At 38.1% G+C, this 19,899-nt stretch carries 16 protein-coding genes, 1 rRNA gene and 1 other annotated feature; of the genes, 15 read left to right on the forward strand and 2 right to left on the reverse strand.

Features of this window, described 5'->3' with window-relative positions:
* Positions 1-51 precede the first annotated feature (51 nt).
* From rrf to asnB, 4 genes are all read left to right on the forward strand, one after another.
* Positions 52-167 (forward strand): 5S ribosomal RNA (gene rrf, locus MHB65_RS00080).
* A gap of 285 nt (positions 168-452) precedes the next feature.
* Positions 453-1,916, forward strand: coding sequence for an IMP dehydrogenase (gene guaB / locus MHB65_RS00085; protein ID WP_004233999.1), 1,464 nt, complete (start codon positions 453-455; stop codon positions 1,914-1,916).
* Positions 1,917-2,057: 141 nt separating this feature from the next.
* Positions 2,058-3,389: a D-alanyl-D-alanine carboxypeptidase family protein gene (locus MHB65_RS00090; RefSeq protein ID WP_342442111.1), complete on the forward strand. Its 1,332-nt coding sequence runs from the start codon at positions 2,058-2,060 to the stop codon at positions 3,387-3,389.
* Positions 3,390-3,488: 99 nt separating this feature from the next.
* Positions 3,489-5,327, forward strand: a complete 1,839-nt coding sequence (asnB, locus tag MHB65_RS00095) for an asparagine synthase (glutamine-hydrolyzing) (protein ID WP_342442112.1) — start codon at positions 3,489-3,491, stop codon at positions 5,325-5,327.
* A 15-nt stretch (positions 5,328-5,342) separates the two neighbouring features.
* On the opposite strand, the gene MHB65_RS00100 is transcribed toward asnB, so the two are convergent.
* Positions 5,343-6,767, reverse strand: a complete 1,425-nt coding sequence (locus MHB65_RS00100; protein WP_342442113.1) for a PLP-dependent aminotransferase family protein — start codon at positions 6,765-6,767, stop codon at positions 5,343-5,345.
* Positions 6,768-6,869: 102 nt separating this feature from the next.
* On the opposite strand from MHB65_RS00100, the gene pdxS reads away from it, so the two are divergent.
* The 6 genes from pdxS (at position 6,870) to MHB65_RS00130 (ending at position 14,450) form a co-directional block, all read left to right on the forward strand.
* On the forward strand, positions 6,870-7,754 hold the full coding sequence (pdxS, locus tag MHB65_RS00105) for a pyridoxal 5'-phosphate synthase lyase subunit PdxS (RefSeq protein WP_342442114.1): 885 nt from the start codon (positions 6,870-6,872) through the stop codon (positions 7,752-7,754).
* 1 nt (position 7,755) lies between these two features.
* Complete coding sequence (gene pdxT / locus MHB65_RS00110) at positions 7,756-8,319, forward strand: pyridoxal 5'-phosphate synthase glutaminase subunit PdxT (RefSeq protein ID WP_342442115.1); 564 nt, start codon at positions 7,756-7,758, stop codon at positions 8,317-8,319.
* A gap of 49 nt (positions 8,320-8,368) precedes the next feature.
* Positions 8,369-8,588, forward strand: a binding site (T-box leader).
* A 75-nt stretch (positions 8,589-8,663) separates the two neighbouring features.
* Entirely contained in the window at positions 8,664-9,944 is a 1,281-nt protein-coding gene (serS, locus tag MHB65_RS00115) for a serine--tRNA ligase (RefSeq protein ID WP_205446322.1), read from the forward strand.
* A gap of 141 nt (positions 9,945-10,085) precedes the next feature.
* The gene (locus tag MHB65_RS00120) at positions 10,086-11,420 is read left to right on the forward strand and encodes a sigma 54-interacting transcriptional regulator (protein WP_342442116.1); all 1,335 of its coding nucleotides are present in this window, start codon (positions 10,086-10,088) and stop codon (positions 11,418-11,420) included.
* 109 nt (positions 11,421-11,529) lie between these two features.
* Complete coding sequence (gene brnQ, locus MHB65_RS00125; protein WP_342442117.1) at positions 11,530-12,861, forward strand: branched-chain amino acid transport system II carrier protein; 1,332 nt, start codon at positions 11,530-11,532, stop codon at positions 12,859-12,861.
* The gene (locus MHB65_RS00130) at positions 12,858-14,450 is read left to right on the forward strand and encodes an amidohydrolase (protein WP_342442118.1); all 1,593 of its coding nucleotides are present in this window, start codon (positions 12,858-12,860) and stop codon (positions 14,448-14,450) included. Before brnQ ends, MHB65_RS00130 begins: the two co-directional genes overlap by 4 nt.
* A 103-nt stretch (positions 14,451-14,553) precedes the next feature.
* Here MHB65_RS00130 and tadA read toward each other — a convergent pair whose 3' ends face one another.
* Positions 14,554-15,069 (reverse strand): tRNA adenosine(34) deaminase TadA, encoded by a 516-nt coding sequence (gene tadA / locus MHB65_RS00135; protein WP_342442119.1) that lies wholly within the window; start codon positions 15,067-15,069, stop codon positions 14,554-14,556.
* A 237-nt stretch (positions 15,070-15,306) separates the two neighbouring features.
* Here tadA and MHB65_RS00140 point away from each other — a divergent pair, with 237 nt between their 5' ends.
* The 5 genes from MHB65_RS00140 (at position 15,307) to MHB65_RS00160 (ending at position 19,745) form a co-directional block, all read left to right on the forward strand.
* Positions 15,307-15,642 (forward strand): metalloregulator ArsR/SmtB family transcription factor, encoded by a 336-nt coding sequence (locus MHB65_RS00140; RefSeq protein WP_205446327.1) that lies wholly within the window; start codon positions 15,307-15,309, stop codon positions 15,640-15,642.
* 19 nt (positions 15,643-15,661) lie between these two features.
* Positions 15,662-16,615 carry a cation diffusion facilitator family transporter gene (locus MHB65_RS00145; protein ID WP_205446328.1) on the forward strand — a complete coding sequence of 318 codons (954 nt, stop codon included), beginning with the start codon at positions 15,662-15,664 and terminating at the stop codon, positions 16,613-16,615.
* 66 nt (positions 16,616-16,681) lie between these two features.
* Complete coding sequence (locus MHB65_RS00150) at positions 16,682-17,014, forward strand: metal-sensitive transcriptional regulator (protein WP_205446329.1); 333 nt, start codon at positions 16,682-16,684, stop codon at positions 17,012-17,014.
* Between the two features lie 32 nt (positions 17,015-17,046).
* Entirely contained in the window at positions 17,047-17,253 is a 207-nt protein-coding gene (gene copZ / locus MHB65_RS00155) for a copper chaperone CopZ (protein WP_004233974.1), read from the forward strand.
* A gap of 80 nt (positions 17,254-17,333) precedes the next feature.
* Positions 17,334-19,745 carry a heavy metal translocating P-type ATPase gene (locus tag MHB65_RS00160; RefSeq protein WP_342442120.1) on the forward strand — a complete coding sequence of 804 codons (2,412 nt, stop codon included), beginning with the start codon at positions 17,334-17,336 and terminating at the stop codon, positions 19,743-19,745.
* Positions 19,746-19,899 lie beyond the last annotated feature (154 nt).

The raw sequence follows: 19,899 nt of genomic DNA on the forward strand, positions 1-19,899 counted from the left end.
AATGCACGTTTATCCAGTTTTGAAAGAATAATTCTTTCAATTTAATACATGTCTAGTGATGATGGCAAAGAGGTCACACCCGTTCCCATACCGAACACGGAAGTTAAGCTCTTTAGCGCCGATGGTAGTTGGGGGCTTCCCCCTGTGAGAGTAGGACGTCGCTAGGCAATTGAAACAGTCAGCCGTGTGCTGGCTATTTTTTTACTTTCTAATGGTATCTTTTAACTTTGTTAAAGAACTGGTTCAAAAATCTATTATATTTATAAGTATTTTAATTAAAAAGAGTAGGAATAAATGACTTTTAAACGTAGATAATTATTTAGATTGCTCATTTTAATTACCACACATTAAAAATCTGAATTGTCTTTCTTTTATAAGTTCCTTGACAGTAGCAGTCCACGTTGTTAATCTTACAATTAATATTCTTTTAACTATAGGAGGAAGTTACGAAAATGTGGGAAACTAAATTTGCCAAAGAAGGTTTAACTTTTGATGATGTATTATTAGTACCAGCTCATTCCGAAGTACTACCGAAAGATGTTGATTTATCTGTTCAATTAACACCAAAGATTAAATTAAACATCCCAATGGTCAGCGCAGGTATGGATACAGTTACAGAGTCTAAAATGGCGATTGCTATGGCACGTCAAGGCGGTATCGGTATTATCCATAAAAACATGGGGATCGATGAGCAAGCTGAACAAGTAGAAAAAGTAAAACGTTCTGAAAATGGTGTTATTACAAACCCATTCTTCTTAACTCCGACACATCAAGTTTTCGATGCTGAGCATCTAATGGGTAAATACCGAATCTCTGGTGTACCTATTGTTGATAGTATGGAAAATCAAAAGCTAGTAGGGATTATTACAAACCGTGATTTACGCTTTATCTCTGATTACTCTTTAAAAATTGAAGATGTCATGACAAAAGAAGATTTGATTACAGCACCAGTTGGAACGACTTTAGAGGATGCTGAAAAAATTCTTCAACAATATAAAATCGAAAAGCTTCCAATTGTAGATGAAGAAGGTAGATTAACTGGACTTATCACAATTAAAGATATCGAGAAAGTTATTGAATTCCCGAATGCTGCAAAAGATACACATGGTCGCTTATTAGTGGGCGCAGCAGTTGGTGTATCAAAAGATACGATGGTACGTATTGAGAAGCTTGTAGAAGCACAAGTGGACATTGTTGTAATCGATACAGCCCATGGTCATTCAGAAGGCGTATTACAAACAATTCGCTCAATCCGTGAGACTTACCCAGAGCTAGAAATCATTGCTGGTAATGTTGCTACAGGAGAAGGCGCACGTGCATTATTTGAAGCTGGGGCAGATGTTGTTAAAGTAGGTATTGGTCCTGGTTCTATTTGTACTACACGTGTTGTGGCTGGTGTAGGTGTACCACAAATTACAGCAGTATATGATTGTGCTACAGTAGCTCGTGAGCTTGGTAAAACAATTATTGCTGATGGTGGTATTAAATACTCTGGTGATATCGTAAAAGCTCTTGCAGCTGGGGGCAACGTTGTAATGCTTGGTTCTCTTCTAGCAGGTACATCTGAATCTCCTGGAGAAACAGAAATCTTCCAAGGACGTCGCTTCAAAGTTTACCGTGGTATGGGTTCTATCGGCGCAATGGAAAAAGGTTCTAAAGATCGTTACTTCCAAGAGGATGCGAAAAAATTAGTACCTGAAGGTATTGAAGGTCGCCTTCCATATAAAGGACCATTAGCTGATACGATTTACCAACTGATTGGTGGTATTCGCGCTGGTATGGGTTATTGTGGAGCACCACATCTTGAGCACCTACGAGAGAATGCACAATTTGTTAGAATGACAGGTGCTGGTCTTCGTGAATCACATCCACATGATGTACAGATTACAAAAGAATCACCAAACTATTCCATGTAATATATTACTTGCAACTTTTATGCTTTCGCATCGTCTACAAAGATGGCGCGAGAGCATTTTTTTATGGTAGAGAGTCAACACGTTTGTTGTTATCTATGATAAAATGTCGAGGACAAGATTATTTTTTGGAGGGCTTTAAAGGTGAAAAAGAAAATGAACACCGTATTACGCTTACTCCTAATTCCTGTTTTATTATTTAGTATTTTTGCAGGTATTCCTGCAAAGGCAAATGCGGAAACAGATTTAGGATTAACAGTGGATGCTGCGATTTTAATTGATGCAGATTCAGGAAAAATTTTATTTGAACAAAATGCAGATACTTCACTAGGTATTGCAAGTATGACAAAAATGATGACTGAATTCCTGTTATTGGACGCGATTGATGCAGGGACAGTTAAATGGGATCAGGAATATCACGTAACTGATTATACGTATCGTATGTCTCAAAATCGTGCATTAAGTAATGTACCTTTACGTAGAGATGGTTCTTATACGATTCGTGAGTTATACGAGGCAATGGCTATCTATTCAGCAAATGCAGCTACCGTAGCTATTGCTGAAACGATTGCAGGTTCTGAAACTGAATTTTTAAAGTTAATGAATAAAAAAGCAGAAGAACTTGGTTTAGAGGGCTATAAATTTGTCAATGCCACTGGTCTTAATAATGCTGATTTATTTGGTATGCATCCATCAGGCACAGGCCCAGAAGATGAAAATGTGATGCCTGCAAAATCTGTAGCAAAATTGGCGTATCATTTATTAAAAGATCACCCAAAGGTATTAGAAACATCTAAAATTGCAAAAAAGACATTCCGTGAAGGTACAGAAGATGCGATTAAAATGTCTAACTGGAACTTTATGTTACCTGGATTAGTGTATGAATATCAAGGCGTAGATGGATTAAAAACAGGTACAACAAACTTTGCAGGTCACTGCTTCACAGGTACTGCAGAGCGCAATGGTACTCGTTTGATTGCAGTTGTTATGAAAGCTGTTGATGCAAATGGACAAGGATCATATGCAGCTCGTTTTGATGCCACAGCAAAATTATTTAACTATGGTTTTTCACAATTCTCGAAACAAGAAATTTTACCAGCGAACTATACATTCAAAGATCAAAAAACAGTTAAAGTGACAAAAGGTAAAGAAGACAAAGTATCGATTGCAGTAAAAGAACCAATTTCCTTTATGATTAAGTCTTCTGATAAAGAATTATATAAACCTACATTGGTTTTAGATAAAAAGAGTTTAGAGGCAGATGTTAAAAAAGACACTGTTGTAGGGAAGGTTGTTATTGAGCGCACAGAAGGCACAGATTACGGCTTTATCGATGGCAAGGATATTTCATCCGATGTTGTCACAACAAAGGCTGTAGAGCGTGCTAGCGGTATCTCATTGTTCTTCCAAGGTGTAGGTAACTTCTTCGGTAATTTATGGGGAGGCATTACAGACTTTGTTGGTGGATTATTTTAATATTTAAATAGGAGCACATGAATGTACTTAAGCATTCATGTGCTTTTTCACATTTTTACACGCTGCTGCATACGCTAATAGGCGAAAGGATGTGGCTAAATGTGTGGCATTACAGGATGGGCTAGCTTTCAAAAGGATTTAAGAACAAGTAACACAATATTAAAATCGATGACGCAAACATTAAATAAGAGAGGGCCAGATGATGAAAATATTTGGTGTAGTGAGCATATAGCATTTGGTCATCGACGGTTGGCTGTTATTGATTTAATTGGTGGCAAACAACCAATGAAAAAAATTCATGATGGATTAAACTATGTCATTACATATAATGGCGAACTTTATAATACAGAAGAGCTACGTAAAGAACTTCTAAAAAGAGGACACAGTTTTACAACACAATCGGATACTGAAGTATTATTAACAGCCTATATTGAGTGGAAAGAGCAATGTGTAGATTTTCTAAATGGCATTTTTGCCTTTGGTGTTTGGGATGAACAAACACAATCACTATTTTTGTGCCGAGACCGATTAGGTGTGAAACCCTTGTATTATACAGAGCAACAAGATGGTGTACTTTTTGCATCTGAAGTGAAGGCTCTGCTGGCACACCCGACGGTCCAAGCAAGTGTAAACGTTGAAGGATTGGCAAGTATGATGGCTGTAGGGCCCTCTAGAGCGCCAGGCAAAACCTTTTTTCAAAATATTAAAGAATTACGGCCTGGCTATGCCATGCGTTTCTCTAGAGAAGAAGGTTTAAAAAAGTGGCCATATTGGCAGCTACAAAGCCGCAGACATGAAGAATCATTGGAGGAAACAATTGAGCATGTACGTTTTTTGTTAACGGATGCTATAGAACGTCAGTTAGTTTCGGATGTACCCATTTGTACATTTCTTTCAGGAGGATTAGATTCCAGTATTATCACTGGCATTGCGGCAAATAGCTTCCAGCAACAAAACAATCAATTGCATACGTATTCTATCGATTATGAAGATAATGAGCGCTTCTTTAACCCACATTCTTTCCAAACGTCTACAGATACGTACTGGATTCAGAAAATGACAGACACCTTCCAGACGGCCCATCATGCAGAGGAAATCACTCAGCAACAGTTAATTGATTTATTAGTGGAATCGGTCATCGTTCGAGATTCCCCTGGTATGGCAGATGTAGATTCATCGTTATTATGGTTTTGTCGAGAAATAAAAAAGGATTTTACTGTAGCGTTATCAGGAGAGTGTGCAGATGAAATTTTTGGTGGGTATCCATGGTTTAAAGAAAGGGCTTCAGGTTTTCCTTGGATCCGTTCATTGTCTGAAAGAAGTGGATTACTTCAAGAGAAGTGGGATAAAAAATTAAAAATTGAGTCCTATGCACAACAACTATATACACAAACAATAGCTGAAGTACCATTATTAGATGGAGAAGGTCTAGCAGAGGCAAGTCATCGTGAGATGTCTTACTTAAATATGCTATGGTTCATGCAAACATTATTAGAGCGGAAAGATCGTATGAGTATGGGGGCAAGTTTAGAGGTACGTGTTCCTTTTGCAGATCATCGGCTTGTAGAATACGCTTGGAATATTCCGTGGGAAATGAAGAATTTGGATGGGATAGAAAAAGGATTACTTCGAAAATCAATGGCACATTTATTGCCTAATGAAGTGTTGTATCGTAAAAAAAATCCTTATCCAAAAACATATCATCCTGTCTACACAGCTGGTGTGCAAAAATGGTTGAAGGAAATTCTACGTGATAAAAATTCGATTTTACATGAACTATTTGAACGACAAAAGCTTGAGGAGTTAATTGAATCTGGCGGTAGCTCTTTTAAGATTCCGTGGTATGGGCAATTAATGGCAGGTCCTCAGCTTTTAGCGTATCTAGGGCAAGTTCATACATGGTTTGAGCATTATCAAATTCAATTAATTGAAACTTAATATAAAATGACCTATCTACTCACTGGTAGATGGGTCATTTTTTTGTATTCCCCAGCAATCCATCAACTGTTCAATAGATGATTCAATTGCTTGTACGGGAATCCCTCCAAAGCCTAATAAAAATTGAGCTTGTGAAGATTCATAATGATCTAGTCTGTAGGCTGATAATGGATAAATGCCGATCCCTGCTTGAGAGGCGAGCTGTTGTAATTGTTTTTCTGAGAATGTGTGTTGAACCTCTAATAAAATATGCATACCCGCTTGCTCACCAGTAATGTTAATGGATGATGAATATTTTTCTAAAATAGAAGTGAGTTTATCGTGTTTTTTACGATAAATTTTACGCATACGATTGAGATGCTTTGCAAAATGCCCGTCACGCATAAAATTTGCCACGATATGTTGATCGAAACGAGGCACAGTAGATGAGTAATAATTAAAGACATCGTTATAGGTAGCAAGTAGTTTAGGTGGAAGTACAAAATAAGCCACTCGCAAGGATGGCATTAATGATTTTGTAAAAGTACTCATGTAAATAACTTTATCGTTTCGATCTAAGGCGTGTAGAGCAGGAATTGGTTTTCCAGCATAACGAAATTCCGAATCATAATCATCCTCAATAATATAGCGAGAGGAGCTTTGCGCCGCCCAATTTAAAGCCTGTGCTCGCCTTGTAGCGGATAATACAGCACCAGTTGGGAATTGATGTGAGGGTGTAATATACACGACATTAGCATTCGTTTTTTCAAGCTCATGAATAATTATGCCCTCTTCATCAACTGCAATTGGGTAAACTTTTCGTTTATGCTGCGAAAACATACGATGCACGGCAGGGTACCCTGGATTTTCTAATGCAAAGCTTGTGTCTTCGCTAAAAAGACGTAGTATCATAGGGAGAAGCTGTTCCGTACCAGAACCAATGACAATTTGTTCAGGATGGCATACAACACCACGCGACTGATATAAATAATTAGCAATCTCTGTGCGTAAAGAAAGTTCTCCTTGTGGTTCACCTGTTAATAATAGCTCCTTTGAGGTATCGTCAAAAAGCTCCTTCGCATATTTTCTCCAAGTTTGAAATGGAAAGGCATCGATATCAATAGAACCAGGATTAAAATCAATTTTGTATGATTTTTTCTTAGGATGCTCATTGATGGACGTTATAGTATCCTGCTGAATGTAGGGTAATTCATCTATTTCTTCTACAAAATAACCAATCCTTGATTTGGACATAATATAACCTTCAGCTAATAGCTGGGCATAGGCAATTTCAATTGTTGTTTGAGAAATATTTAAAAAATCAGCCAATTTTCTTTTTGAAGGCAATTTTTCTCCTACAGTTATTTTATTAGAAATGATGGCTTCTTTAATACCGCTATAAAGCTGATCATAAAGCGGTTTATCACTATCTCTTTCAAGCTGAAATAAAAGCATATCCATGTTTTGTAGCCTCCTGACCTTATAAATATTTTGAAAACTGGATATTTTGATATGGTCAATTTCTATTATACTAAACTTCATCATAAAGGTGGAGGTTAGAAAATGAAACAAACAGGTACAGAGCTAGTAAAACGTGGTATGGCAGAAATGCAAAAGGGCGGCGTCATTATGGATGTCATTAATGCAGAGCAAGCAAAAATTGCAGAAGCTGCAGGTGCTGTAGCAGTTATGGCATTAGAACGAGTACCTTCAGATATTCGTAAAGCAGGTGGCGTTGCACGCATGGCCGATCCTCGTATTGTTGAGGAAGTAATGGGGTCTGTAACTATTCCTGTGATGGCCAAAGCACGTATTGGTCATATTGTGGAAGCACGTGTTTTAGAAGCAATGGGTGTTGATTATATTGATGAAAGTGAAGTTTTAACACCAGCGGATGAAGAATACCATTTATTAAAAAGTGAATACACAGTACCGTTTGTGTGTGGCTGTCGTGATTTAGGGGAGGCAGCTCGTCGTATCGGGGAAGGCGCATCAATGTTACGAACAAAAGGTGAGCCAGGAACAGGGAATATTGTGGAAGCAGTTCGACATATTCGCAAAGTAAATGCTCAGGTACGTAAAGTAGTGGGCATGACAGAAGATGAATTAATGACAGAGGCGAAATTACTAGGAGCTCCTTTCGAATTATTAAGAGAAATTAAACGTCTTGGTCGTTTACCAGTAGTAAACTTCGCAGCAGGAGGAGTAGCGACGCCTGCCGATGCTGCCTTAATGATGGAACTTGGAGCTGATGGCGTTTTCGTAGGTTCAGGTATTTTTAAATCTGAGAATCCTGAAAAATTTGCACGTGCCATTGTAGAGGCGACTACTCATTATAAAGACTATAAGCTTATTGCGGAAATATCAAAGGAGCTAGGTGTACCAATGAAGGGGATTGATATTGCACAGCTTGGACACAACGAGCGTATGCAAGAGCGAGGTTGGTAGCATGAAACGAATTGGTGTTTTAGCATTACAAGGAGCGGTGCGTGAGCATATTCAGATGTTAAAGGCTCTTGGTTGTGAAGCTATCCTCGTAAAACAAAAGACGGATTTAGTAAATCTTGATGGACTTGTGTTACCTGGTGGAGAAAGCACAACAATGAGAAAATTGCTGGATCGTTTTGATCTACTAGAGCCAATTCGTGGACTTGCACAGCAAGGTTTACCGATGCTTGGTACATGTGCAGGATTAATTTTATTAGCCAAGCATCTAGTAGATGATGAACCACATTTGGCTGTGATGGACGTGACCGTAGCAAGAAACGCTTATGGACGTCAGGTAGATAGCTTTGAAGTACAACTAGATATTCCTAAAGTAGGTGTAGGTATCCCAGCAGTATTTATTCGTGCACCTCATATTGAAGCCGTGGGTAAAGATGTTGAAATTCTAGCACAACATGAAGGGAAAATTATTTTAGCGCAAGATGGCCATTTATTAGGCTGTTCGTTTCATCCTGAATTAACAGCCGATACACGAATTCTTGAATATTTTGTATCCTCTATTGTATGACTTGCAAAATTTGTTTTCATATAGTACAGTATGTTTAAATTTTAAATAACTGAACACGATGATGGGAAGTAGTAGCAAGCACGTTTTTTTTAGAGAGTCAGCGGCTGGTGGAAGCTGATAAAAGCACTTGTGAATCCGTCCTGGAGTTGCACAGTCGAAGTGAATGAAGTAGGCTGTAGCCGGCTGAAATGCCGTTATGAAATAAGTGGATTAGGTAGCTTTATGCCTAGTCAATTAGGGTGGCAACGCGGGTAGCTCTCGTCCCTTTTTAGGGATGAGGGCTTTTTTGTGTTCATTTCGCTGCTACGATTTTCCATCATTAAGAAACTATTGGAGGTATGAAGATGTTAGATATTAAACGTGTACGCGATAATTTCGCGGAAATTAAAGAGATGTTATTAACACGTAATGAAGATTTAGGAAATTTAGATGACTTTGAAGGCTTAGATGCAAAACGTCGTGAATTGATTGCGAAAACAGAAGAATTAAAAGCAGAACGCAATAAAGTATCTGAACAAATTTCAATAATGAAACGCAACAAGGAAAATGCAGATGAAGTTATTGCTCGTATGCGTCAGGTTGGCGATGAAATTAAAGAATTAGACGTACAATTAAATGATGTTGAAGAACGCTTTAAAGATATGATGATGCGTTTACCAAACATTCCGCATGAGTCTGTACCAGTAGGCACAACAGAGGACGACAATGTTGAGGAGTATACGTGGGGTGAAATTCCAGCATTTGATTTTGATATTAAAGCACACTGGGACCTTGCTACAGATTTAAAAATTGTAGACTTTGAACGTGGCGCGAAAGTAACAGGTAGCCGTTTCTTATTCTACCGTGGTCTTGGCGCTCGTTTAGAACGTGCATTAATGACATTCATGATGGATTTACATGCAGAGGAGCATGGTTACGAGGAAATGCTACCACCTGTCATTGTTAATCGTGATAGCCTAACAGGTACAGGACAGCTTCCGAAGTTTGAGGAAGATGTATTCAAATTAGAGGAAACAGATTATTTCATGATTCCAACTGCAGAAGTACCAGTAACGAATTTCTATCGTGATGAGATTTTACCGGCTGAGGCTTTACCGCAAGGCTTTGCAGCGTATAGTGCATGCTTCCGTTCAGAAGCGGGATCTGCAGGTCGTGATACACGTGGTTTAATCCGTCAACACCAGTTCAACAAAGTAGAATTAGTTCGCTTTGTAAAACCAGAGGAATCATACGAACAATTAGAGCTATTAACAAATCATGCGGAAAAGGTATTACAATTACTAGGCTTACCATATCGTAAGCTAAAAATGTGTACAGCTGATTTAGGTTTTACTGCAGCGAAGAAATATGATTTAGAAGTTTGGATTCCTGCACAAAACATGTACCGTGAAATTTCTTCTTGTTCTAACTTTGAAGATTTCCAAGCACGACGAGCAAATATCCGCTTCCGTCGTGAGCCAAATGCAAAACCAGAGTATGTTCATACATTAAACGGTTCAGGTCTTGCCATTGGTCGTACAGTTGCCGCTATCCTAGAAAACTATCAACAAGCTGATGGAAGTGTAGTAATTCCTGAAGTTTTAAGACCTTATATGGGTGGTAAAGAAGTAATCGCACCAAAATAAACCACAGATAAAGCTATTTTAGATAATCCTTTTATGGATAATCTAAAATAGCTTTTTTGTATTTCAAAAATTGAAATCTCTCATAATTTTTGAAAATTCGTTATAATGGGTAATATTCATGGGGACAAGGGGGAGAAATTCATGGAATTGCAACAATTTGCACAGGCTCTCAGTGAATTTGATAATGTTTTAATTACAGATGATAAAGGCTGTGCAATCTTTTATGACTTAGCAGATTTAAATATATTATTGGAAATCGGCTTAACACCAGATGAGTTTTTTCACAGTACTGTGACTGATAATTATCAAAATTTATCATCTGAGACAAGTACTGTCTTTCAAGTCATACAAACAGGGCAACCAATTTTATACTATGAGCAACAACTTACAACATTGAACGGTTTTAGTTATTTATCGCTGAGTTCAACCTATCCCATTATGGAGCATGGAAAAGCCATTGGAGCCATTGAATTCTCAAAACATTTTTATGAAAGCAAGCAAATTAAATACTTAGATAATTTCCTGGGACATAAATTATATCGAGATAATCACACTACCTATCGTCTGGAGGATTTCATTACTACAAATGCTGAGATGAAGACTCAACTTGAAAAGGCACGTCGTAGTGCCAAAAAAAACGCACCTATTTTACTAACAGGGGAAACTGGAACAGGGAAAGATATTATCGCACAAGGCATACACAATGAAAGCAAACGCTATACAAAACCATTTATTATGTTGAACTGTTCAACATTGACGGAAGATAATATTTTTACACAGCTATATGGCTCAGACAATGAAGGAAAAAGAGGAAAGTTACAGGAGGCTAATGGTGGGACACTACTCATTGATCACCTAAATTTATTAGATGTATCTCTACAGGCAAAACTGTTGCATGCAGTAGATATCAAAATCCTGAATGGAGAGCAGTTGGATATACGCTATATTACTACTATCAATGAAGATGTAGAGAAACTCTTAGCTGAGAAAAAGCTACGCGAGGACTTATTTTATCGCTTAAATGTTCTCCAAATTGATTTGCCACCACTACGATTAAGGAAGGAAGATATACCACCTATCCTTGATTTTTATATACAATTTTATAATGAACATACTCTACAGAAAAATGTAAGTTATCGTGATGAGGTAATTCAATTATTTTATGCCTATCATTGGCCAGGTAATGTGCGTGAACTAAAAAATGCCCTTGAATCGGCATACAATAATTTACTTGGAGATGAAATTCTTATTGAGCATGTTCCAGAAAGGATTAAAAAAAATATTCAACATTCAACTCAGCCGATGATGCAGAACAACCAATCTGGTCATTTACGAGATTTAACTGAAGCCTACGAGCGTCTAATTATAGCGGAAAAGTTGCGTGAAACGAATGGACGTTTAGCGGAAACGGCTCGTCGTTTAGGTATTTCACGTCAATTGCTAAAGTATAAGTGTTTAAAATATGAATTGTTGTAAAATTTTTTTTACAAAAAGGGGATAAAAATTTATCTCCTTTTTTCATGTTTTTAAATTTTTTATTATTTAGATAAATCTTATGCAAAACGATTATAAAGGGGTTGAGGATATGTCTAAAGTTGTACAGCATACGATAATCGTCGGGCTAGCCTTATTTGCTATATTTTTTGGCGCTGGAAATTTAATATTTCCGCCATCTATAGGAAATAGTGCAGGGGAATCGTGGATTTCTGCTCTGATGGGCTTTAGCTTAACAGGTGTTATTTTGCCTGTGCTTGCGGTGTATGCAATTTTTAACACTGGGGGAACTGTAGAAGCGCTCACAAGGCCAATTGGAAATTGGTTTTATAAAGCCTTTAACACGGTCATGATGGTTTGTATTGGAATGGTTGTCACAATACCGAGAATGTCAGCGACAACACATGAATTAGGGGTGTCACAAATTATTCCGAACGTACCTTTAATTGTGTCAGTATTAGCATTCTTTGTAATTTGTTTTTACTTTGCGATGGATCAATCAAATGTTATCGATAAGATTGGAAAATGGTTGACCCCCGTTCTTGTTCTTATACTCATTATCCTAATTGGTAAAGGGGTACTAGATCCAATGGGAACAGCAGTCAATACAGGGGCAGAAGGGGTCTTTGCCAATTCGATAATAGCGGCCTATCAAACAGGAGATGTGGGAACAGGCATTCTTTGTGCTCCTATTTTTTTAGCAGCAATAGTTGGCTATGGCTATAAAGGGAAACTATCTAAAAAGGTCGCACTAGGTGGTATGGCTATTGCAGCAATAGGGTTAATTGCCGTATACGGTGGCTTACTTTATTTAGGTGCTACAAGTAGCGGCATCATCACAAATTCTGGCAGTGATACAGAACTATTAGCGGGTATTGCCTTTAGTGTTATTGGTAATTTGGGTAAAGTGTTATTGGCTATATGTGTTGTTTTTGCCTGCTTAACATCAGCGATTGGTGTCATGGTCATATCATCACAGTTTTTAAATGAACTAACAAAAGAGAAGCTTGGCTATAGATCATGGGTATTCATTATGTGTGTAGTAGGCGCAACCATTGGTTCCTTAGGTGTAGGTGCCATTGTCGAAATTACATTGCCAATTTTCTTGGTCATTTATCCGGTCATTATTGTACTTGTACTACTGGGGGCTTTTGATCGTTTTGTGCCAAATGCAGGAGCTTATAAAGGAACTGTCCTATTTGCATTTCTAGTAAGCGTTGTTGAAACATTTGCTAGCTATGAAATTACGATTCCTGGTGTGACACAGTTGGTCTTACATTTACCATTACAGTCTAGCGGATTTGCTTGGATTGGGCCATCTATTGTTGGCTTTATTATAGGTACTATTTTGCATAAAGTACTGAAAGCAGAAGATCCTGAAAAATCGACTTTTGGTATGGAAGAAATAGGAGTTGAAAAATGATGAAAATTATTTGTAATGCAAAAATCTATACGGCAGATACTTATCAGCCATCTGCAACAGCCATGGTGATTGAAGATGGAAAGGTAGTTTGGATTGGACAACAGGAAGACTTACCTGCCTATCATGGTGAAATAATAGATGTACAAGGAAAGGTCATTATTCCTGGGATTATTGACGCTCATATGCATCCAATTATGTTAGCAGATGTTTTGGAACAAGTGGCTTGTTTACCTCCACACATTCATTCTATTGAGGATATAATAATTGCACTAGCAAAATATGATGCAAGTCAGCATGGATGGATATTAGGCTGGGGCTATGATGAAGGAAAACTAAAAGAAAGAAGAGCGCCTTTAAAAGAGGATTTAGATCGTGCCTCCACAGAATTACCTATCATTGTTATGCGTACGTGTGGTCATATTATATCGGTCAATAGCAAGGCATTAGCAATTGCAGGTATTACAAAGGATACCCCTGATCCACAGGGTGGACAAATTGATCGTGATGAAAATGGGGAACCTACAGGCGTACTACGTGAAAATGCACGGAATCTAGTGTTACAGCATTTACCTACACCCTCTGAAGAAGAAATTGTGACAAGGCTTCTAAAGCTATCACAAACTTTGGCATCCTACGGTGTAACAAGTATTACAGAATTAATGGCTACTGTAGCCCCGGTTGATTATTTAAGCCTGTACCGTAAAGCCCGAGAAAAAGGCTTTAAGCAACGAGTAGCAGTTTATTATATTTGGGAGGATATTCAACGATACGAGCTGTTAACAGCAAATAATATCGATCGTTCTGCAGGAGCCTATATCGGAGGCATCAAGCTATTTTCAGATGGCAGTGTTTCAGGCCGTACAGCACTTGTTTCAGCGCCATTTTTGGGAAGTGAAGAAAAGGGCATAGCCATGACTTCGAAAGAGGAACTACTAGCAGCTGCTGCGGAAGCCAAAGAACGTGCCGTTCAATTAGTGGTTCATGCAATGGGAGACAGAGCCATTGATCTAATTGTTGACACATTTTATGAGGAAAAAGCTTGGTTAACAGATGCACCTTCTGTTCGTATTGAGCATGCAGCCATGCCTTCTGAAAGTGCCTTGCAAAAAGCTGCTGAATGGGGCATAGGCTTTGTGCCACAACCAATCTTCTTATTCTGTGAAATTGAGAGCTATTTAGAAAATCTAGGACTAGAAAAAACACAGACATTATATGGTGTACAAACATTTTTACAGCGGCGGATCGCGACCACGTTATCTTCAGATGCCCCTGCTACATCTTGGGCAGAAGCGGCTAATCCCTTTGTGACGATACAAGCAGCCGTTACACGTACAGCCTATGATGGAACAGATTTAGGCGCAGCAGAAAAAATCTCTGTGGAGGAGGCATTACAGCTATATACAGCTGATGCAAAAACGATGATCCGTATGAACAATGTTGGTCAGTTAAAAGAGGGCTATGATGCAAATTTTGTTGTACTAACTGATGATTTACTGACGCTTGCACATAACCAGCTTATGCATGTAAAACCATTCGCTACATATATCGAAGGAGAATGTGTTTTTACACAATCAACGATTGAAGCTTAATCGTCATTAGTTATGAAGGTGCTGTCGCTGCTACGACACATTTCATATATATCGCCATTCCCATAAATATAAAAAAAAGGTGTCTCATTAGGAGGCACCTTCTTTAATTGCTATTTACATCGTTGGAAGCTAATCGTGCTTTTTTCTCAGCTTTTTTACGCTCCCGTAAAGCCCTAAAAAAGTCTGTTAAAATTTGACCACATTCCTCGGCTAAAATCCCTTCTGTTACATCACATTCATGATTAAAGCGTTCATCATTTAATAAACGGTAAAGGGAATCTACACACCCAGCTTTTTGATCCCTTGCACCATAAACAACACGGGGCACACGCGATTGGAGAATGGCTCCTGCACACATTGGACAAGGCTCTAATGTCACATAAAGAGTAGTATCCTCGAGTCGCCAACTACCTATTTTTTTGCAGGCTTCTTGAATCACTAACAGCTCAGCATGTGTTGTTGCATTTTGCGTTGTTTCTCTTAAATTATGTGCACGTGCAATGATTTTCCCTTCATAAACAAGGACTGCACCAATGGGTACTTCTCCAAGTAAGGCTGCCTGTTGGGCTTCCTCTAATGCTTGTTTCATAAATAAACGATCTGATTCAAAAATATCCACACATATCTCTCCTTAACAGTAGTGTAGCGCGCTGAATTGTTAATTGCTACTTTTAACTTTCTTTAGTCGGTATTGGTTAATAGGGGATGTTAGCCTAAAATCATCGCATCCATGCGATAACGAGTGGCCTGCAACATGCAGAACCATAAATGCTTGTTGACATTCCTAATATATCCATATATATTTATATATGAACACATGCTCATATATAAATATTGAAGAATGGGGTAAACTTTTATGGATGAAAAATTAAACAGTTCAGAAACACTAAAAAATGTAGATCAGCATTTAGATGAAGAGACATTATTTGTAGTATCTCAGACTTTTAAAGCATTGAGTGATCCAACTCGAATTCGTATTTTAAACTTACTTTGTTCAGATGAACACGCTGTAAATGATATTGCAGACATTTTAGATTTAGGCCAATCGACCGTTTCTCATCAATTACGTTTTCTTAAAAATTTAAGGTTAGTGAAATTTAGAAGAGAGGGAACAACCTTATACTATTCTAAGGATGACGATCACATTATGAATTTATTGAAGCAGGCCATTGAGCATGCTGCTCATAACTAAATGAAATGGAGGAATAACTATGGGACATCATCATGATCATGGTCATGACCATACACATGGTGCAAATAAAAAGGTACTCTTACTGTCGTTTATTATTATTACAGGATACATGGTAGTGGAAGCCATTGGTGGCTTTTTAACAAATAGTTTAGCTCTTTTATCTGATGCAGGGCATATGTTAAGTGACTCTATCTCTTTGGGTATAGCGATGTTAGCCTTTATGTTTGGAGAAAAAGCTGCTAGCTATAGTAAAACATACGGCTATAAACGATTTGAAATTTTGGCCGCAGTATTAAATGGCATTACATTAATAGGGATAGCATTATTCATTTTCTATGAAGCGATTGAACGATTTACAAACCCACCAGAAGTAGCTACTACAGGAATGCTTATTATTAGTACAATTGGTTTGTTCGTTAACATTTTAGTTGCCTGGATTATGATGCGTGGCAGTGATACAAAGGATAATTTAAATATGCGCGGAGCCTTTTTACATGTACTAAGTGATATGCTAGGGTCTGTAGGGGCTATTGTTGCGGCACTATTAATTATGTTTTTTGGCTGGGGCTGGGCAGATCCTCTTGCTAGCGTTATTGTTGCATTATTGGTCGTACGAAGTGGCTACCATGTCACAAAAGCCTCAATCCATGTTTTAATGGAGGGGACTCCTTCAAATGTAGATGTTCAGGAGATTATTCAGTTAATAGAGCAGACTGAAGGAATAGAAAGTATCCACGATTTACACATCTGGACAATTACTAGTGGAACGAATGCATTATCCTGTCATGCGGTTGTAAATGATCAATTGAAAATAGCTGAGAGTGAGCATATCTTGCGGAAAATTGAACATAATCTTCAGCATAAGGGCATTAAGCATGTAACAATTCAATTAGAAACAGCTTTACATCGACATGACGATTCTATTTTATGTAAATTAGAAAATGACCATGAGCATCATCATGATGATAAATAAATTTTTTTATAACTTGCATACCCTTCTTGGGTATAGTATGATAATTACAAATAGGAGGTGTAGTAAATGGAGGACACGGTAAAAGAGGATGCTTGTCATACAGAGGAAGCTACGTCTTGCCGAAAAAGTCATCACCCTGAGCGTGTGAAAAAGGATTTAACAACCCGCTTAAACCGTATTGAAGGTCAGATTCGTGGTATTAAGGGAATGATTGATAAAGACGTTTATTGTGATGATATTATTACGCAACTATCTGCTACACAATCAGCATTAAATAGTGTGGCAAAAATATTATTAGAAGGTCATTTAAAGGGCTGTGTAGTGGATCGTCTCTCAGAGGGCGATGAAGCAGTACTAGATGAGTTAGTCGTAACGATCCAAAAGTTAATGAAAAAATAGAATAAAACCATATTAAAAGGAGAGAATTTATTATGCAAAACGTAACATTAAACGTACAAGGAATGTCATGTGGTCATTGTGTAAATGCTGTGGAAAAAAGTGTTGGCGCTTTAGCTGGTGTTGAACAAGTTAAAGTTAATTTAGCAGATGGCTTAGTGGATATTGCATTTGATGATGCACAAGTATCACTTGACCAAATTAAAGAAACAATTGATGATCAAGGATATGACGTAAAGTAAAATTGTAGAGTGCTCCTGTAGCACTCTCTTATTTTCAAATATATATACCCCCTGTTGGTATAAGGAGAGGTGAACAGTAAATGAGTTCTGCTAGTAAAGAAGCTAATTTGCAAATTACAGGTATGACATGTGCAGCCTGTGCCACTCGTATTGAAAAAGGTTTAAATAAAATGGATGGTGTAGAACAAGCAACGGTAAATTTAGCACTTGAAAAATCGTCTATTAAATACGACCCAGCAAAGCTAAATGAAGCAGATTTTGAAAAGAAAATAGAAGCACTTGGCTATGGTGTTGTTAAACAAAAAACTGAACTTGATATTACAGGTATGACATGTGCAGCTTGTGCGACTCGCATTGAAAAAGGCTTAAATAAGCTAAGCGGTATTTCTTCTGCTAATGTCAACTTAGCACTGGAAAAAGCGATGATCGAATTTAATCCATCAGAAGTGTCCATCGCAGATATCATTGCAAAGGTAGAAAAGTTGGGCTATGGGGCTCATCAAAAGGCAGATGAGCAGGAAACAGTGGATTATCGCGAAAAAGCTATCAAACAGCAACAACATAAATTTATTTTATCGGCTATACTTTCTTTACCACTGCTTTGGACGATGGTTGGCCATTTTTCCTTTACGTCATTTTTATATGTTCCAGAATTTCTAATGAATCCATGGGTCCAAATGGTATTGGCTACTCCTGTGCAATTTATTATTGGTAAGCAATTTTATGTAGGGGCATATAAAGCATTACGCAATGGTAGTGCAAATATGGATGTGCTTGTTGTCATGGGGACATCAGCCGCCTATTTCTATAGTGTCTATCAAGCGATTGTAACGATAGGATCACACCATGGTCCACATCTTTATTTTGAAACGAGTGCTGTTTTAATTACGTTAATTTTATTAGGTAAATTATTTGAGGCAAAAGCAAAAGGACGCTCATCTGAAGCCATAAAAAAACTAATGGGACTTCAAGCTAAGACTGCTATTGTTGTACGTGACGGTGTAGAAAAAGAGGTTCCTTTAGAAGAAGTTATCATTGGCGATGTTATTCTAGTGAAGCCAGGGGAAAAGATTCCTGTCGATGGTGAAGTAATAGAGGGAACAACAGCTGTTGATGAATCGATGTTAACAGGTGAGAGTCTACCCGTGGATAAAAAACAAGGTGATCCATTATTTGGCTCAACCATTAATAAAAATGGTTTTATTAAAATGACTGCAACAAAGGTTGGCCGTGATACAGCATTAGCACAAATCATTAAAGTGGTTGAAGATGCTCAAGGATCAAAAGCGCCAATACAGCGTTTAGCAGATCAGATTTCGGGGATTTTCGTACCAATCGTTGTTGGTATAGCCATTGTAACCTTTTTAATTTGGATTATTTGGGTTAGCCCTGGAGAATTTACACCTGCTTTAGAGGTTTTAATCGCAGTACTTGTTATTGCTTGCCCATGTGCTCTAGGGTTAGCAACACCAACTTCAATAATGGCAGGCTCAGGACGTGCAGCTGAGTTTGGTATTTTATTTAAAGGTGGAGAACATTTAGAGCAAACACAAAGCATTGATACTGTCGTTGTAGATAAAACAGGTACAGTGACACACGGAAAACCTGAGCTTACGGATGTTCTCTTAGCGTCAGAGCAAGATGAGGTGCGCTTTTTATCCCTAATAGGCGCAGCAGAGAAGCAGTCAGAGCATCCACTAGCAGAAGCCATTGTACAGGGCATAGAAAAACGAGGCATAGCTTTAGGGGATGTTCAATTCTTCGAGGCAATACCTGGTTATGGCGTGCAGGCAACTGTCTCAGGTCAAGGTGTTGTCATTGGCACACGTAAATTAATGCAACAATATGGAATAAGTATTACTGATATTTTACCAACAATGGAGCAACTAGAACGAAACGGTAAGACAGCCATGTTAGCAGCCATCAATGGGCAATATGCAGGTTTAGTAGCTGTGGCTGATACCGTGAAAGATACATCAAAAGAAGCTATTCGTCGTTTACAGGATATGGGTATTACGGTCATCATGATGACTGGTGATAACGAGCGTACTGCTCAAGCCATTGGAACAGAGGTAGGAGTGAATCATGTTATTGCAGAAGTCTTACCAGAAGGTAAAGCTGATGAAGTGAAAAAACTTCAAGCCCAAGGGAAAAAAGTAGCGATGGTTGGTGATGGCATTAATGACGCACCTGCCTTAGCAACAGCGAATATTGGGATGGCAATTGGTACAGGGACAGATGTGGCAATGGAAGCTGCAGATATTACGCTTATTCGTGGAGATTTAAATAGTATCGCGGATGCCATTCTAATGAGTAGAAAAACAATGCGTAATATTAAACAAAATCTATTTTGGGCATTTGCTTATAATACATTAGGTATTCCAATTGCTGCACTCGGTCTGCTTGCTCCATGGGTTGCAGGCGCAGCGATGGCTTTTAGTTCGGTATCAGTAGTATTAAATGCACTTCGTTTACAACGAGTGAAATTATAGGCATGTGAAAGGCATGGAGAAGTATATTCTCAATGCCTTTTTTTCTATGTCATCAGGAGAAAAATTCCACAGGTAAATTTACTAGAACAATAGGTTGATTCTGTTTTTCATTTTCTTACTATGATAAAATGAAAGGCACTGATTCATTTATGTA

The organism is Lysinibacillus sp. FSL K6-0075, from assembly GCF_038592945.1.
GTDB classification, from domain to species: domain Bacteria; phylum Bacillota; class Bacilli; order Bacillales_A; family Planococcaceae; genus Lysinibacillus; species Lysinibacillus fusiformis_F.

Bases quoted from the DNA above. Each gene is read 5' to 3' on its own strand.
- MHB65_RS00140 (WP_205446327.1), top strand. From the start codon at position 15,307: ATGGATGAAAAATTAAACAGTTCAGAAACACTAAAAAATGTAGATCAG.
- MHB65_RS00150 (WP_205446329.1), top strand. From the start codon at position 16,682: ATGGAGGACACGGTAAAAGAGGATGCTTGTCATACAGAGGAAGCTACG.
- MHB65_RS00145 (WP_205446328.1), top strand. From the start codon at position 15,662: ATGGGACATCATCATGATCATGGTCATGACCATACACATGGTGCAAAT.
- MHB65_RS00100 (WP_342442113.1), bottom strand. From the start codon at position 6,767: ATGGATATGCTTTTATTTCAGCTTGAAAGAGATAGTGATAAACCGCTT.
- copZ (WP_004233974.1), top strand. From the start codon at position 17,047: ATGCAAAACGTAACATTAAACGTACAAGGAATGTCATGTGGTCATTGT.
- MHB65_RS00160 (WP_342442120.1), top strand. From the start codon at position 17,334: ATGAGTTCTGCTAGTAAAGAAGCTAATTTGCAAATTACAGGTATGACA.
- MHB65_RS00120 (WP_342442116.1), top strand. From the start codon at position 10,086: ATGGAATTGCAACAATTTGCACAGGCTCTCAGTGAATTTGATAATGTT.
- MHB65_RS00130 (WP_342442118.1), top strand. From the start codon at position 12,858: ATGATGAAAATTATTTGTAATGCAAAAATCTATACGGCAGATACTTAT.
- pdxS (WP_342442114.1), top strand. From the start codon at position 6,870: ATGAAACAAACAGGTACAGAGCTAGTAAAACGTGGTATGGCAGAAATG.
- guaB (WP_004233999.1), top strand. From the start codon at position 453: ATGTGGGAAACTAAATTTGCCAAAGAAGGTTTAACTTTTGATGATGTA.
- asnB (WP_342442112.1), top strand. From the start codon at position 3,489: ATGTGTGGCATTACAGGATGGGCTAGCTTTCAAAAGGATTTAAGAACA.
- brnQ (WP_342442117.1), top strand. From the start codon at position 11,530: ATGTCTAAAGTTGTACAGCATACGATAATCGTCGGGCTAGCCTTATTT.
- serS (WP_205446322.1), top strand. From the start codon at position 8,664: ATGTTAGATATTAAACGTGTACGCGATAATTTCGCGGAAATTAAAGAG.
- pdxT (WP_342442115.1), top strand. From the start codon at position 7,756: ATGAAACGAATTGGTGTTTTAGCATTACAAGGAGCGGTGCGTGAGCAT.